This is a genomic window from Bacillus sp. CBEL-1, from assembly GCF_004348885.1.
Lineage (GTDB): Bacteria > Bacillota > Bacilli > Bacillales > Bacillaceae_H > Priestia > Priestia aryabhattai_A.
Genome location: NZ_SBIM01000003.1, coordinates 647,532 through 661,446 on the forward strand (window position 1 = coordinate 647,532; position 13,915 = coordinate 661,446).

Below are 13,915 nucleotides of genomic sequence, written 5' to 3' on the forward strand. Positions count from 1 at the left end.
TTCTAATCATATAAAAAAATGCTTCAGAAAGATAGACAAAAGTTAGTTATTGTCAAGATTCTTTTTAACTTTTTATATAATATGGAGGCCTGCTAGTACGTCAGTTATTCTTGACATATAAAAAGCCTTGGATACACGTAAATGTGCATCCAAGGCTTTCATTCGAATCATCGACAATTCACAGATCTAAGTTGATTAATGGCTTCATTAATGAATTAATTCAAAAATCTCAATTGCAATCATGTCAATATTATCAAATTGATAAACGCTTGGCTTCTCGCCATCTTGATATACTTCAAGTTCAAACGTTTCAGTTTTCGCATGATATTTCACGCTACAAATTCGTTTTCCATCTACTTCGAAGAAGCGTTGTGGTGCTTCACTTCCACTTGCTTGCTCACGGAGATTCACAAGACGAGTTAAAATACCTTGTAATTGTGACATATAATCTCTCCTTTCAACGATTACATCATTACTTACCCTATTTAAGGCTTGTTTATTCATTCTCATTTCTTCAGCATGAATCTTCATGCATAAAAGACACCATTTCACTATATGCCACATACAGAAAAAACACAAGTACTTTACATGAATTTTCGTAAGAAATTGGCTTATTATGGCGTAGTTTGTCGTTTTTGATTATAATATCATATTATACAATAAGGAGTTTTAACATGAAAAACGTAGAATTATATACACAACCATCTTGTCCACCGTGTGAAATTGTTAAACAGTTTTTAAAACACAATAATATTTCATATAAAGAATATGACGTCTCAAAAGATGTAAAAGCCAGAAATCGTATGATTGAAGTATTTCAGTCATATTCAACACCAACGGTTAAAGTTAATGATGATGTGGTAAAAGGCTTTGATTTACAAACACTAGAAAAGCTTTTAGATCTTGCTTAAGTTAAATACCTTATGCGAGAGGATTAACTGGGCTTTTGGTTACTATATGTAAATCCTGATACTTTCCATTTTCCCTCATGGCGAGTCAACGTCAACATCTCATAATGCCCCACATAAGATACGGGGCCATCTTTTACAGCTGGAAAATATTCAAAGACATAAGCTTTTTCCATGGATGGATGAACCGCTACCTTTGTTTGTTCGTCGTATGAAAAATAGGGAATATAATGAAGAGCAAAATCAGAACCGTATACAGTATACCCCTGGGCTTCTTGAACCATATTATCATCTAGAAATTTTTCCGCGTAGCTTTTCTCAAAGTATGGAAGAAGCGTGCTGATTGCCTTTTCCTTTGAATAATGCTCATTCGTTAAACGAAGCTGAGCTTGAAAGGCTTCATGTAGAGCAGTAAAGATTTCGTTGCGGGTATCTCCATCAACTTCAGCCTGAGCAGGCGTATACAAACATGTTACACATAAAAAAATTATTATCGATCCTACTACTTTTTTCATAAACGATCATCCCTTTCGTTTTAATTAGTAATAGCTTTCCTTCTTTTTGACCCCATATTCTTTCATTTTTAGAAATGAAAAAAAGCATGCCTCAGGGTTAGTGAGGCATGCTTTTTTATAATGCGTCTTTCTCATATAAAAAGGCATATGAAATATCGATAAATAAATAATGACCGTTTTCAATTGGATACGAAAAAGTTCGTATATTCTCTCCTGTTTCAATATCGTTATATAAGTCTGATAAAATCCCACGCTGTTCATGGGTCATTCGAATAATATTCTCAAGAAAATACGGACGCCAGCTCCAATTTTTGTGAAGGTACTCTGGCTCGGCAATCCATTCATGTTCTTTCTTTAAAAAGTTTGATGAGCGTTGAAACCCATTCTCGTCGCATACATACACTCGGAAGCATGCGATTGAAAGCTCATTCGCAATATACTGAAGCATCTCGTCATACTCTTCCATCTTGCGGCATTGACTCATTACCTGCTGCATTTTCACCTGGAAGCTCTCCGTTAATTCATAGATAGCCTGTAATTTTTTCTTCTCGTGAGCTATAAACATTTCAAATTGATTTTTCAGCTTATCCTTTAACAGAAAAGGATCAACCAATTCAGCTGATGGCTTATGTAAATAGTAACCTTGAAAGTACCTACCGCCGTTACGCCATGCATATTGCAGTTGATAAGAAGCTTCAATATCTTCATACAGCAGGGTAGCTCCCATTTTACGTGCTAGCAATGATAACGAATACAAAACGTCTTGATAAGATTGTGTCATAGCCGTTTGTCGTAAAATGTGCAGGTCTACTTTTAAAATATCTGGTGAAAGCAAACCAATACGATCTAAGTTACTGCTTTCTTTACCAATATTATCAATTGCCACCTTAATGCCATACGTTTGATAATATTTCAATAAATGCTGAAGAGATTCAATATCACCATTAAAATTGTGCTCGGTAATTTCTAAAACAACTCGATTCAGAGATAGCCCCTTTGTCTCAAAATACTGCAACAGTTCTAACAGAGATTCTCCATGGTCATTCATTAATAAATTGGGATTTTGATTAATAAAGATTAAAAACTCTTCTTTCTGCTCTAAAATGTGATTCAATGCTTTTGTTAAAACCGCATAATCCACTTCAATTCGATATTCATCCGGAATCGCATCATCGTGAAAAAAAGCTCCTAAACTTTCAATCTCGTCATCTTGTTTAATCCTTGCTAACACTTCATACCCAACAATCTTGTGTTCATCCGCACTAAAAATTGCTTGATAATATGGAAGGGTGTTCTCTATGTTTGTTAACACATCTAAAGGATCCATGACGTTCCCCCCTTATCATATAGATTCAATTCAATCCTCTTACTAGACCTTTTGATCTACTTTCATCGGTTTACTGAAGCGCAATGAATATTCAAGCTTTTTGTAGCATTCAATGTGCTCAATTACTATATATACATTTTTAGTAAGTATAATATGAAAATCCTGTTTTTGCTAGTCTTTGAAGTGAAGTAACGCTTGAAGAAAATACAAAAAAGCAGACATTCCGCTGTCTGCTTTTTCCTTTATTTAAAAAGGATATTGGTTTAACCATTGGCCTCCATCCATTGTAATGCATTCACCATTAATGTATGATGCTTCATCCGAAAATAAAAATGCAGCTAGTCCTGCAATTTCTTCTGGTGTACCAAAGCGTCTAAGTGGTACCGAATTAAGTGTACGCGCTTTCATCTTTTCAGATTGAAATAATTTATCTGCTCCACCAGTACGCTCAATTGGTCCAGGAGCGATTGCGTTTACTCGAATACCGTATTTACTTCCCCATTCAACAGCTAATGTTCTTGTCATTGTTAACACCCCAGCCTTAGCTGAAGCTGAATGAATAACTCCAGCACCTGCATTCCATGCATATGTAGCTACGATATTTGTAATGGCTCCTTTAATATTGTGTTCAATCCAGTACTTCCCTACCTCAGAACTACAATAGAACGTACCGTTTAACACAATGTCAATGACGCTTTTCCAACCGTTTACTGAAAGCTCTTCTGCGGGACATATAAAATTTCCTGCAGCATTGTTAATAAGATAATCGATTCGACCAAACTGCTTATGAGTTTCACTCACCATCCGTTTTGCATCTTCAGGATTTCGTACATCCATCTGCACAGGTAACACTTGATTTTCAAATGTTTCAATTTCTGCCTTCGTTTCTTCTAGGCGTTCTAGAGATCTTCCAGTAATTACGACATACGCTCCGTCGCTAGCAAAGCGCTTCGCCATATGTTTGCCCATCCCACTTGAACCACCTGTTACTACCACTACTTTCTCCTTCATTCCGTTATCCCCCTTTTTTATTAAAGCTCTTACTCTTTTATTCTACCTTTTTTTATCTAAAAGAGAAATGAATAGTTATTCATTTCTCTCGAAAATACGTTTTTTTACTACTTGTTTAAGTAAATCAGAGTTTTAAGTTTTATCCTTTTTTCAGAGATGCTATAATTAATCTTTAGCCATTATGAGTAATGTCAATGGAAATATGAAAGAGAATAGGTTGATTTTAAAATGAAAAAGACGTATACACGACGCTCTTTTTTAAAAGGTTTACTTTCTTTATCGCTAGGGACTGTATTAACGACTTCCTTTGGTTATACATATGCGAAGTATATTGAGCCGAGGCGACTGCAGATAACGCGTAAGAGCATCTTTTCAAACAATATTCCAACAGGCTTTCACAATCGAACTATTTTACAATTTAGTGATACTCACCTCGGGCTTTCTTATAACCTTCAGCAGCTAGAAGAACTGGTTAATAAGATTAACAGCCTCAAACCTGATCTCATTTTGTTTACAGGCGATTTAATGGATGCACCGAATGAATATGCTTACCCGCATCGAATTCCGCCTATTTTACAGCGATTAAACTCGCCTCTTGGAAAGTATGCGATTTATGGAAACCATGATCATGGAGGGTACGGTACGACGCTTTATCAAGATATAATCCAGGAATCAAACTTCCAACTTCTAGTGAATGAAGCACGAACAATAACACTTGATAACGGAGAATATATCCATATTTGCGGGTTAGATGATGTGCTGTTGGGAGACCCTCAATATGAACAAACACTTGGTCAACTAGAGTCCTCTACGTTTGCAATTGCTATGATTCATGAACCTGATGTAGCAGTTAAAGCGGCAGCATTCCCAGTTGATTTACAGCTATCAGGGCATAGTCATGGAGGACAGATTCAACTTCCATTTTTCGGACCGTTAATTACGCCTCCTTTCGGTACGGTTTATCCCGAAGGATTTTATAAAGTGGGAGAAAGCGACATGCAGCTGTATGTGAACCGCGGTATCGGCACAACGCGCATTCCCTTTAGGTTTTTAGCTACACCTGAAATTACATTATTCACATTAAAAAAAACGTCTATTTAGACGTTTTTTTGCGATTATACAGGAAACATATAGTAAGACAGACTCATAATGAAACCTACCACCATACACTACATAGACAACATTGAAGGAGGTTGAATTATGTATCATCAATATTATCCGTATGGCGTATATCGTACCGCTCCTAACGGTGAACAGCGCTTTTTTGCTTTTCCATTCGTAGCTGGCCTAGCTGGTGGCTTACTTGGAGGACTAGCAGTGGGCGGATTCGGTGGACGCCCTGGTTGTTGCCCTCCGTTTTACCCATATCCACCTACTCCATACTATGGAGGTCCTGCAGGTCCACCTATTTACAACACTTTCTACGGCGCTCCAGGTACACCAGGGTTTGGCCCTGTTCCCCGATAACAAATGTAAAAGCCGATTTCCATCGGCTTTTTTGTTTACTCTTCATCTTCCATGACTTGATATGCTAATTGCCGAAAAACTTTTTGACTATCAACAGCCTCTTGCCTCCCCTGCTGCAGATAATAGTAATTTCCATTTGCATCCTGCTCTCTAGCTTTTATGTTATCTTCAAGCATAAGATCTAACCATTTTAACGTTCTGTTTTTTAACGGTTCTTCGAGAATTGGAAATAAAATTTCAACGCGCTTTACCATATTTCTCGTCATCATATCAGCGGATGAAAAATACACCTTTTTTTCTCCATTGTGATGAAACGTGTAAATGCGGCTATGCTCTAAAAACCTTCCGATAATACTCCTTACTCGAATATTTTCGCTAACTCCTTTTATTTTCGGGCGCAAACAGCATGTGCCGCGGACAATTAAATCAACGGACACACCAGCCTGTGAAGCCTCATATAACTTCATAATTAATACCTTGTCCGTTAATGAATTCATTTTAGCAATAATTCGGCCATTGCCGTGTTTTTGATGACATACTATTTCTTTGTCAATTAGCGCAAGGAAATCATCTCGAATATCAAACGGCGCAACTGATAAGTGATGATAAGCTGGCTTTTGGGTATACCCGCTTAGGTAATTAAAGAAATTGGTTGCATCAACACCAAACTGGCGCTTTGATGTTAAGTAACTGATATCTGTATAAATTTTAGCCGTTGCGTCATTATAATTGCCTGTACCAAGATGAACAAATCTCTCAATTCGGTTGTTGCGTTTCCTTACCACTAGTGTAATTTTGCTATGTGTTTTTAAGTGTGTCATTCCATAGATGACGTGACAACCTGCTTTTTCTAATTCTTTTGCCCATTGAACGTTCTTTTCTTCATCAAACCGTGCTTTTAATTCAACCAATACGGTGACCTGTTTCCCGTTTTCCGCGGCTCTTTGCAACGCTTTTATTACGGGGGAATCTCCGCTTACACGATATAAAGTTTGTTTGATGGCTAATACGTCGGAATCTTCGGCCGCATCGGCTACAAAATCAACAACCGGTTCAAACGACTCGTAGGGATGATGAAATAATAAATCCTGCTCTAACAATTTCTCAAAGATATCTTCATCCGATGCTAGATCTTGCGGCGGCTGTGGGATAAACATTTCAACACCTAAATGTTCATGAGTTACTTTGATTTTGTCGCAAAATGAAAACAGCATGGTTAAATCAAGAGGGGAGTCAACTACGTACACATCTTTCGTATGAATATCTAATACCTGCTTTAAATAGGCTAGAACCTGTTCATCATAATAGGATGCTTTTACTTCTAAGCGAACAGCAGCGCCCCATTTTCGTTTTTTTAGCTCTTTCTCAATTTCTTTTAAAAGATCCCGAGCTCCTTCTTCATGAATAGTCATATCTGCATTTCGCGTAATGCGAAACTGCGTCACAGATGCTACCTCATAACCACTAAACAATTGTTGAATAAAGTGCGCAATTACTTCTTCTAGTAACACAAATGAGCGTTCTAATGAATTTGTTGGTAATTCTATATACCGCTCTAAAACCGCAGGTACCTGAACAATTGCAAGCCTTCCTTTTATCCCTGTAACTTGCTGCTCTTCTCTATCTTCCTTTAATACAACAGCCAAATTTAAACTTTTATTAAGAAGAATCGGAAACGGCCGGTACGCATCGACTGCCATTGGAGTTAATACAGGAAAAACTTGATCTATAAAATAAGATTCTAAAAACTCATGTTGATGCGTCGTTAATTCCTTTATTGAAATAAAGTTGATTTGTTCTTTTTTTAACAAAGGCAATAAAGTATGCATATAGGTTTCAGACTGAACTTTAATAAGCTCATGATTTTTAATTGCGATTGCTGAAAGCTGCTGTTTGGGAGTCAGCCCCGCTTTGTTCTCACGCTTATTAAAGCTGGCTTTTACCTGATCTTTTATTCCCGCTACTCGTACCATGAAAAATTCATCTAAGTTAGAGCTGAAAATCGCTAGAAATTTTAATCGTTCTAAAAGAGCATTTCGCTTATCAATTGCTTCTTCTAATACGCGCTGGTTAAATGCCAACCAGCTCAGCTCCCGGTTATTATAATAAGCAGGGTTTGTCAGTTCATTTTCTTTATCCATCCTGTCTAGCTTTTCCACATTCACCATTTACATTTCCCCCTAAATGCTCTCCTTTTTTAAAATTAACATCTAATTATTAACTAGTTATAAAGATAAGATGAACGACATGTATCTTTTATATTTTGTACAGGAATAGTATCACCTTTTAATTTGTAATGTATTTAAAGTTCAACGCAATCGGTTTTTTCAATACTTTTTCTAAATGCTTTTTTTGTTTTTCAGCTTGGTATTCTTCGGCTTTGTAATTGCCGTTACATACGAGTGTAAAAGTTAACATTGCATCCGTAATCTTGACTTCTATATGTGTTACCACATTACGCTTAGTTGCATTTAAACTTGTTGCTAACTTTAATAATGCTCCTATTAATAAAAGTTTTCTCTGTTCTTCTTTTGAAATCCATTCACGAAAAGGCTCAATATATTGCCTAAACGTGGACTTCCCCTTATAAGAAGCAACTAATGCTAGCTTTAGGCGTTCTAAATGCGTTAAACCGTCAATTGTGCGATTTGCTAACAAATAAAACGTATGCTGACTGCTGGATTCTGAATCAATATATTCTCCCAAATGAAACACTTGAGCCCCTTTTCTCAACAGTTCGAGATCGTCATCTGTTAAGGTGGGTAAAGCATCCACTCGTAGATGCTGAAACAGCATAGTAGCAGTCCGCGTTACTTGTTGAACGTAAATTAGATTAATTTCAAAATCATCAACCAGCTCTTGAAAGCTACGTTCCACTACGTTCGGATACATTGTTCCCTGACTTTGTTCATGGGCTTCTTTATATAACACTCCTTCTCTAAGTCCTTTACGGCTGAGGATAAATGAAGAAGCATTTACTATTTCACACAACCCTTGGAACACTTCTATAGCAGGAATAATCGTATCTGCTCGATCTTTGGATAGTCCTTCTAATTTTTGAAGTTCACTATAGGAGTAAGGAGCTATAATCGTTTTTACTTGCGCAATATCCCTCGGAGACATTTTATATTGATGTACTCCGGCAAGCGGATACTGAATAAAACTTTGGTGGAGCTGAACAAGGTTTCTCGCGCTTCCACCGATTGCTACAATTGGTACACAGCGTTTATGAAGCCAAGAGAGCGTTTGAAATTCGCTTCGTACAAAATTACGGATTCTTTCTCTTTCTTCATCAGTAGGTACATTGTCTTTTACATACTGCAAACGTAAAGAGAGCGCACCAAAAGGAAAGCTATGATATTCAACAAGCTCTCGATTTCGAAAGTACGTGATTTCTGTGCTTCCTCCCCCTATATCAATGGTTACACCTTCTTCTACTGAAGTTGAATTGATAACGGCAAAAAAACCATAAAAAGCCTCTTCATATTCCGATAAAATTTTCATTGAAAAGTCCGTGTTTTCTTTAACAAGTTGGACAATATACTCTTTATTTTTAGCTTGTCTAACCGTAGCAGTCGCTACGCAGCTAACATGCGCTAATTCGTGATGGCGCGTAATAATTTGAAACGTTTGTAGCGTTTGAAGCAAAACATGAATTCCTTCTTCGTTTAATAGACTGTCATTATCTAAATAATTACGTAATCTGGCTACCACTTTCAGGTTTTCAATTTGCTTAAACCCTTTTCCTGCTCTATTCTCATAAATGACTAGTCGCATTGTATTCGATCCAATATCAATCATTCCATGCTTCATCTTCATTTGGGCTCAACACCTTTTATTTTTGGATATATGAAACCTTTAACCTGTCACTCACTTTCTCATCATCCTGTTCATATAGTAACAAATAATGCTATAGACTTATATAATATCGAAAAATTCTGTTAATTTTAAAGAGATATATGATTAAGGAGGGAAAGTCATGCAACATATTGTAAAACAAGGTGAAACATTGTATCAAATTTCGCTCGATTATCGAAGGCCTTCCAACATGATCCTTGCGGCTAATCCAGGTTTAAACCCAAATATTATCGTGCCAGGCCAGGTAATTATTATTCCTAATTTGCCGGATAAAAATACCATTCCATATTCAATTCACGTCTTTATCGCGGAGAGAGAGTTGGAGCTAAGAGAAAATAATGTTGTGAAAGCAACTTATCCAATCGCTGTTGGAAAGATGCTTAGCACAACACCTGTTGGAGATTTCGTTATTGTAAATAGACATCCGAATCCTGGTGGACCATTCGGTACAATGTGGTTAAGCCTCTCAAAACAATCCTATGGTATTCACGGAACGAATGACCCTAGTTCAATAGGAAAAGCTGTTTCAAAAGGATGCATTCGAATGAGAAACGAACAAGTAAACGAACTTGCTTCGATTGTGCCAAATGGTACCGGTGTCTATATTCGTCCTTCTAGAAGAATGAATTAACCTTTTCCTGCTTGAAAACTTGGGTACAAGGTCATTCCACCATCCGCATACAGCGTAATGCCCGTAACATATCTTGCTTCATTAGATGCTAACCAAGCTGCTACGCTTGCAATTTCTTCTGGCTCTCCAATCTTAGCCATTGGAATCAACTTTTCTACATCTGCTTTCGCAGTTGGATCCGAAAATTTTTCAGCATTGATTGGCGTGTTAATGGCACCTGGACCAATTGCATTTACGCGAATTCCTCTTGGGGCATATTCCAATGCTAACGTTTCTGTCATCATTTTAATGCCACCTTTACTTGATGCATAATGAACAAAATGTGGCCACGGAATAATATCATGTACGCTTGACATGTTGATGACCGTGCCTTTGATATTATGCTCAAGCATATAATTAATTGCTTCTCTACATCCCATAAACGTTCCTGATAGGTTAACAGAAATGACTTTGTTCCATTCTTCAAGTGACATTTCATGAGATGGAATTTCTTTTTGAACACCGGCATTGTTCATCATTACATCTAAAGATCCAAATGTCGTATGAGCTGATTCAATCAAACGCTTCATATCTTCTTCTTTAGAAACGTCAGCTTGTACAGCAATTGCTTCTCCACCATTTTGTTTAATTTCTTCCACTACTTTTAAAGCACTTTCACTTTTTGAACGATAGTTCACAACCACTTTCATTTTTTCTTGTCCAAACCTTATTGCAATTGATTTTCCAAGCCCAGTTGCTGCTCCTGTCACGATTGCTACTTTTCCTTCTAAATCTTTATACACAGTAATCGCTCCTTTTCTTTCTGGTTTCGTTTTTTATGAGAGTTTTATTTATTTTTTCGTAAATCCAAGCAGTACTCCACCGACGATAATTAGAATACAGCCGATGATGACAAACGTAATTTGTTTTTTCGATTTCTTTTCACCAAGTAGGAAAATACCACCTAATGTTGAGATAATAATTCCCATTTGTGAGAATGAAAAACTCGTGGCTACTCCAACACGAGGAGCTGCTACTAATAAACCAATATTACCTGTTGCCCAAACAAACCCAGTTAAGATGTTGCGTGTAGCGTATTTGTTAAATGGCTTATGACGAAACGTAAGAAGCAATGCACCTGCTAACATACCTAAAGACTGCGGTAAAATTGCAGACCAACCTTCCACTCCAAACCACTGAACGACGATAAAATAACCTATGTAACCTAATGTTGAGATGAAAAGTGTAAACATCCCTTTACCAAATTGACTTTTCCCATCAGCTTCTTTGTTATTTTTATCGTTTAACGACGTAAAGACTACCCCAACAATAATAAACGCAAGAGCAGCAATTCCAATTAGTAGCTTTGTTTGCGTTGACCATTCACCGAACAGTAACACACCAAATAACGATGTTCCGACTAGCTGCATACCTGTAGAAATAGGCTGTGTTTTTGATACACCTAAATATTCAACAGCTGAGAATTGGTTCATTTGACCAACTGACCAGAATAAACCTGAAACAAAGCCTACGATAAAGATTTTCCATGTAAGTTCAGGTGAAACAATAAAGAACGCTACGATTGAGAATAAAAGCGCTCCTCCAGTTAAACCAATTGTTTGGCTATAAGCTTTGCCTCCTAATTTTGAACTTACAAGTAAAATACTCCCCCACATGACAGCGGGAATTAATGCAATTAAAATATCCACTTCTTTCAACACCTTCTTATGCTTTCAAACTTTTGTTGTATTATTTGTATAACCTCTCATTTTTAAACGAAACCTAAAAGAAAATTATTTTTGAAATTATCCAATCTCGGTGTAATTATTTTCAAATTGGACAAGACGCGCTATAATGAAAGAACTAAGCCTCATAGAGCGACACCTGCTTCATGAAGCGACTAATGAAAGGGAGTGAATTTATTTATGCCTCATTCAACCAACCAAGAAACGTTCAATCCATCCACTGCTGAGATTGCACAAGCTATTTTTACAGTAAACAGGCACGCTAAAGCAGCCCCTGATCCGAAACAGCTCTATACCTTAAAAAAGCTTGCGCTTGAGCAACTGATTTCAGAAGGAAAAGCGAAAAAAGAAGGACTTCATTTTTCACCTAATCCAGGTAAAAGTCAGCAAAAATCAGATGTGCTGGTATCCGTTGGAGATTACTTTTTCCATATGCCTCCTAAGAAAGAGGACTTCAAAGAACTAACACACCTCGGTCACTTAAACCATCAGTATCGAAATCCCAAAACGACAATGTCATTATCTTATGCAAAACGATTACTATCCAAATATACCGGCTTTATATTATCAGCACCTAACCCTGTTCAACCTTCTAATGTTCGTAAACGACAGGCGCCTGTTTTTAAGCCATTAGGTAAAAGCTATTGGTGAGTAAATAAAAAAGTGCCTCAAAGAAACACTTGAGGCACTTTTTTTATTAACTTGATATTGCTCACAACTACTTTATAAAATAAATTCATCAATCATTTGCACTAATTCACCAATTTGTGGTTTACTTACTTGGCCTTGTGCACCAACCATTTTTCCTTTATGACGTAAATCTTCTGTGATTAGAGATGAAAAAATAATAACAGGGAGTGTAGATAAACGGTCATCTTCTTTTATCTTCTTCGTAAGATGATGACCATCCATTTGTGGCATTTCAATATCTGTAATAACTAGTTGTACCTCATCTTCAATGGCATGACCTGACTCTACAAGTGATTGTAGATAAAGCAGCGCATCATACCCGTTTTCAAAAAACTCTGTATTGGCATAGCCTGCTGTTTCCAATGTATCTGAAATCATTTTGCGTAGTAACGGTGAGTCTTCAGCAACTACTAATCGCTTGCTTGACCGTTGACGCTGACCTAATCGCTTAATTTCAGCTTGATTAATTCCAGCTTCAGGATTGACGTCAGTGACAAGTTTTTCAAAATCCAGTAATAAAATCATGTCGCTTTCATCTTTTACCACACCGGTGATTTGAGTTTCTAAGCCTTGGTATAAATCTGAAGGCTTTTCAATTTCCATCCACGATATTCGATGAATTTGTGTGACTTGATGAACGTGAAAAACAATTTTTTGTTGATTGAACTCTGTGACAATAAATTTATCCTTCGCAGGCTGATTCGATGCTGGACGCTTTAACGCCTTCGCAACGTCAACAACAGGCAGAACTTCTCCTCTCAACTCAATAATTCCTTCTATATAAGAATGAGAATTAGGAACCGGTGTAATGGTTACTGGATTAATAATTTCTCGAACTTTAATCACATTAATACCAAAACGAATAGTACCGACTGAGAATTCAACAATTTCTAGCTCATTTGTTCCGCTTTCTAATAGGATTCCTTTATCATGCTGCATAAATTTTCGCCCTTCCATAGTAAAATATACTAATGTAGTGGTCGTCCTTTATTATAGTAATGAAACTTTATAATCGTAAAGTAAAACCACCTAAAAAAATAAATGTTTTTGACATAAAACGTTTTCATCTCTGTATTAGTATTTATCGGTTGAAGACTCGAGAGGTTTAATAACAAATTCTTATCTTTTAGGACATAACCCGTTCACAAAATGTTAACGAAAATCTTTATAATACCTGTGGACGATTGTGCTGAAACCCTTTATACTACACATGATAAACCACAATTACTTAAAGAAGGTGTATGTTTAATGAAAGGTTCTGTCATTCTTTTTAATGATGAAAATCAAATGACAATTATTGAAGATGTAGAAGAAGAGATTTACGAAAACATCAAAGAGCAAGCTGGCACAGATCACTGTATCGTGACACTAGATGACCAAACGGTAGATTTTGGTCATGTATCTCCTGTGTACTGGCGCGAAGGAAACATACACACTGACTGACTCTAAATAAATATAAACATAATGCATAATTGCTTTGAAAGGCTTACAACTTTTGTTGTTAAGCCTTTTTTGTTTGTAGCTATGAGAGGAACTAACACTAGCTTCTGATGTTGGATTGACGTGATTTTCACCACCCTTACGAAGCTTTTACATACATAATAGTTTTAAGTAGATTACCTCTCATTGCATCTCAACTAAATACATACATGTGGGCAAAATGCTTTCCCATCCAGCAATAAAATCTACTTAAAATACACCAACCATTTATAATTTTTAGAAAACAGAGGGTTACATGAGGCATAAGAGGGTATAGATTAGTAAGTATAATAAAAGGGGTTGTT

General features: G+C 36.7%; 15 protein-coding genes. 6 read left to right on the forward strand and 9 right to left on the reverse strand.

The features are described 5' to 3' along the window. Nucleotides 1-207: 207 nt before the first annotated feature. A complete protein-coding gene (locus EPL02_RS03405) occupies nucleotides 208-444 on the reverse strand; it encodes a YkuJ family protein (protein WP_025909146.1) in 237 nt (78 codons plus the stop codon). A 230-nt stretch (nucleotides 445-674) separates the two neighbouring features. On the opposite strand from EPL02_RS03405, the gene EPL02_RS03410 reads away from it, so the two are divergent. After that, nucleotides 675-911, forward strand: a complete 237-nt coding sequence (locus tag EPL02_RS03410; RefSeq protein WP_094911561.1) for a glutaredoxin domain-containing protein — start codon at nucleotides 675-677, stop codon at nucleotides 909-911. Between the two features lie 23 nt (nucleotides 912-934). Here EPL02_RS03410 and EPL02_RS03415 read toward each other — a convergent pair whose 3' ends face one another. The 3 genes from EPL02_RS03415 to fadH all read right to left on the reverse strand — a co-directional run bounded on the left by EPL02_RS03415 (nucleotide 935) and on the right by fadH (nucleotide 3,761). Next, nucleotides 935-1,423 (reverse strand): DUF3993 domain-containing protein, encoded by a 489-nt coding sequence (locus EPL02_RS03415; protein ID WP_094911562.1) that lies wholly within the window; start codon nucleotides 1,421-1,423, stop codon nucleotides 935-937. A gap of 115 nt (nucleotides 1,424-1,538) precedes the next feature. After that, a complete protein-coding gene (locus EPL02_RS03420) occupies nucleotides 1,539-2,750 on the reverse strand; it encodes an EAL domain-containing protein (RefSeq protein WP_094911563.1) in 1,212 nt (403 codons plus the stop codon). Nucleotides 2,751-2,996: 246 nt separating this feature from the next. Next, nucleotides 2,997-3,761: a 2,4-dienoyl-CoA reductase gene (gene fadH, locus EPL02_RS03425; RefSeq protein WP_094911564.1), complete on the reverse strand. Its 765-nt coding sequence runs from the start codon at nucleotides 3,759-3,761 to the stop codon at nucleotides 2,997-2,999. A 228-nt stretch (nucleotides 3,762-3,989) separates the two neighbouring features. Here fadH and EPL02_RS03430 point away from each other — a divergent pair, with 228 nt between their 5' ends. Beyond that, nucleotides 3,990-4,862: a metallophosphoesterase gene (locus tag EPL02_RS03430; RefSeq protein WP_094911565.1), complete on the forward strand. Its 873-nt coding sequence runs from the start codon at nucleotides 3,990-3,992 to the stop codon at nucleotides 4,860-4,862. A gap of 99 nt (nucleotides 4,863-4,961) precedes the next feature. Beyond that, complete coding sequence (locus EPL02_RS03435; RefSeq protein WP_094911566.1) at nucleotides 4,962-5,228, forward strand: hypothetical protein; 267 nt, start codon at nucleotides 4,962-4,964, stop codon at nucleotides 5,226-5,228. A gap of 35 nt (nucleotides 5,229-5,263) precedes the next feature. On the opposite strand, the gene EPL02_RS03440 is transcribed toward EPL02_RS03435, so the two are convergent. Continuing rightward, nucleotides 5,264-7,396, reverse strand: coding sequence for an RNA degradosome polyphosphate kinase (locus EPL02_RS03440; RefSeq protein ID WP_131886970.1), 2,133 nt, complete (start codon nucleotides 7,394-7,396; stop codon nucleotides 5,264-5,266). A gap of 118 nt (nucleotides 7,397-7,514) precedes the next feature. Continuing rightward, the gene (locus tag EPL02_RS03445; RefSeq protein WP_131886971.1) at nucleotides 7,515-9,047 is read right to left on the reverse strand and encodes a Ppx/GppA family phosphatase; all 1,533 of its coding nucleotides are present in this window, start codon (nucleotides 9,045-9,047) and stop codon (nucleotides 7,515-7,517) included. Nucleotides 9,048-9,207: 160 nt separating this feature from the next. Between EPL02_RS03445 and EPL02_RS03450 the strand changes: the two genes are divergently transcribed. Continuing rightward, nucleotides 9,208-9,717 (forward strand): L,D-transpeptidase family protein, encoded by a 510-nt coding sequence (locus EPL02_RS03450; RefSeq protein ID WP_131886972.1) that lies wholly within the window; start codon nucleotides 9,208-9,210, stop codon nucleotides 9,715-9,717. On the opposite strand, the gene EPL02_RS03455 is transcribed toward EPL02_RS03450, so the two are convergent. Together EPL02_RS03455 and EPL02_RS03460 are read right to left on the reverse strand one after the other, a co-directional pair. Next, nucleotides 9,714-10,499, reverse strand: coding sequence for a glucose-1-dehydrogenase (locus EPL02_RS03455; RefSeq protein ID WP_094911568.1), 786 nt, complete (start codon nucleotides 10,497-10,499; stop codon nucleotides 9,714-9,716). The genes EPL02_RS03450 and EPL02_RS03455 overlap by 4 nt on opposite strands. 48 nt (nucleotides 10,500-10,547) lie before the next feature. Further along, nucleotides 10,548-11,405, reverse strand: coding sequence for a GRP family sugar transporter (locus EPL02_RS03460; RefSeq protein WP_061784982.1), 858 nt, complete (start codon nucleotides 11,403-11,405; stop codon nucleotides 10,548-10,550). A gap of 216 nt (nucleotides 11,406-11,621) precedes the next feature. On the opposite strand from EPL02_RS03460, the gene EPL02_RS03465 reads away from it, so the two are divergent. Further along, complete coding sequence (locus EPL02_RS03465) at nucleotides 11,622-12,092, forward strand: YkyB family protein (RefSeq protein WP_094911569.1); 471 nt, start codon at nucleotides 11,622-11,624, stop codon at nucleotides 12,090-12,092. Nucleotides 12,093-12,164: 72 nt separating this feature from the next. Here EPL02_RS03465 and EPL02_RS03470 read toward each other — a convergent pair whose 3' ends face one another. Further along, nucleotides 12,165-13,070 (reverse strand): chemotaxis protein, encoded by a 906-nt coding sequence (locus EPL02_RS03470; protein WP_094911570.1) that lies wholly within the window; start codon nucleotides 13,068-13,070, stop codon nucleotides 12,165-12,167. 309 nt (nucleotides 13,071-13,379) lie between these two features. Here EPL02_RS03470 and EPL02_RS03475 point away from each other — a divergent pair, with 309 nt between their 5' ends. Further along, the gene (locus EPL02_RS03475) at nucleotides 13,380-13,574 is read left to right on the forward strand and encodes a hypothetical protein (RefSeq protein ID WP_094911571.1); all 195 of its coding nucleotides are present in this window, start codon (nucleotides 13,380-13,382) and stop codon (nucleotides 13,572-13,574) included. Nucleotides 13,575-13,915 lie beyond the last annotated feature (341 nt).

What these genes read in the sequence shown, in the direction of transcription:
- EPL02_RS03470 (WP_094911570.1), bottom strand. Translation starts at nt 13,070, where the DNA reads ATGCAGCATGATAAAGGAATCCTATTAGAAAGCGGAACAAATGAGCTA.
- EPL02_RS03410 (WP_094911561.1), top strand. Translation starts at nt 675, where the DNA reads ATGAAAAACGTAGAATTATATACACAACCATCTTGTCCACCGTGTGAA.
- EPL02_RS03440 (WP_131886970.1), bottom strand. Translation starts at nt 7,396, where the DNA reads ATGGTGAATGTGGAAAAGCTAGACAGGATGGATAAAGAAAATGAACTG.
- EPL02_RS03420 (WP_094911563.1), bottom strand. Translation starts at nt 2,750, where the DNA reads ATGGATCCTTTAGATGTGTTAACAAACATAGAGAACACCCTTCCATAT.
- EPL02_RS03465 (WP_094911569.1), top strand. Translation starts at nt 11,622, where the DNA reads ATGCCTCATTCAACCAACCAAGAAACGTTCAATCCATCCACTGCTGAG.
- EPL02_RS03475 (WP_094911571.1), top strand. Translation starts at nt 13,380, where the DNA reads ATGAAAGGTTCTGTCATTCTTTTTAATGATGAAAATCAAATGACAATT.
- EPL02_RS03415 (WP_094911562.1), bottom strand. Translation starts at nt 1,423, where the DNA reads ATGAAAAAAGTAGTAGGATCGATAATAATTTTTTTATGTGTAACATGT.
- fadH (WP_094911564.1), bottom strand. Translation starts at nt 3,761, where the DNA reads ATGAAGGAGAAAGTAGTGGTAGTAACAGGTGGTTCAAGTGGGATGGGC.
- EPL02_RS03450 (WP_131886972.1), top strand. Translation starts at nt 9,208, where the DNA reads ATGCAACATATTGTAAAACAAGGTGAAACATTGTATCAAATTTCGCTC.
- EPL02_RS03445 (WP_131886971.1), bottom strand. Translation starts at nt 9,047, where the DNA reads ATGAAGATGAAGCATGGAATGATTGATATTGGATCGAATACAATGCGA.
- EPL02_RS03435 (WP_094911566.1), top strand. Translation starts at nt 4,962, where the DNA reads ATGTATCATCAATATTATCCGTATGGCGTATATCGTACCGCTCCTAAC.
- EPL02_RS03430 (WP_094911565.1), top strand. Translation starts at nt 3,990, where the DNA reads ATGAAAAAGACGTATACACGACGCTCTTTTTTAAAAGGTTTACTTTCT.
- EPL02_RS03405 (WP_025909146.1), bottom strand. Translation starts at nt 444, where the DNA reads ATGTCACAATTACAAGGTATTTTAACTCGTCTTGTGAATCTCCGTGAG.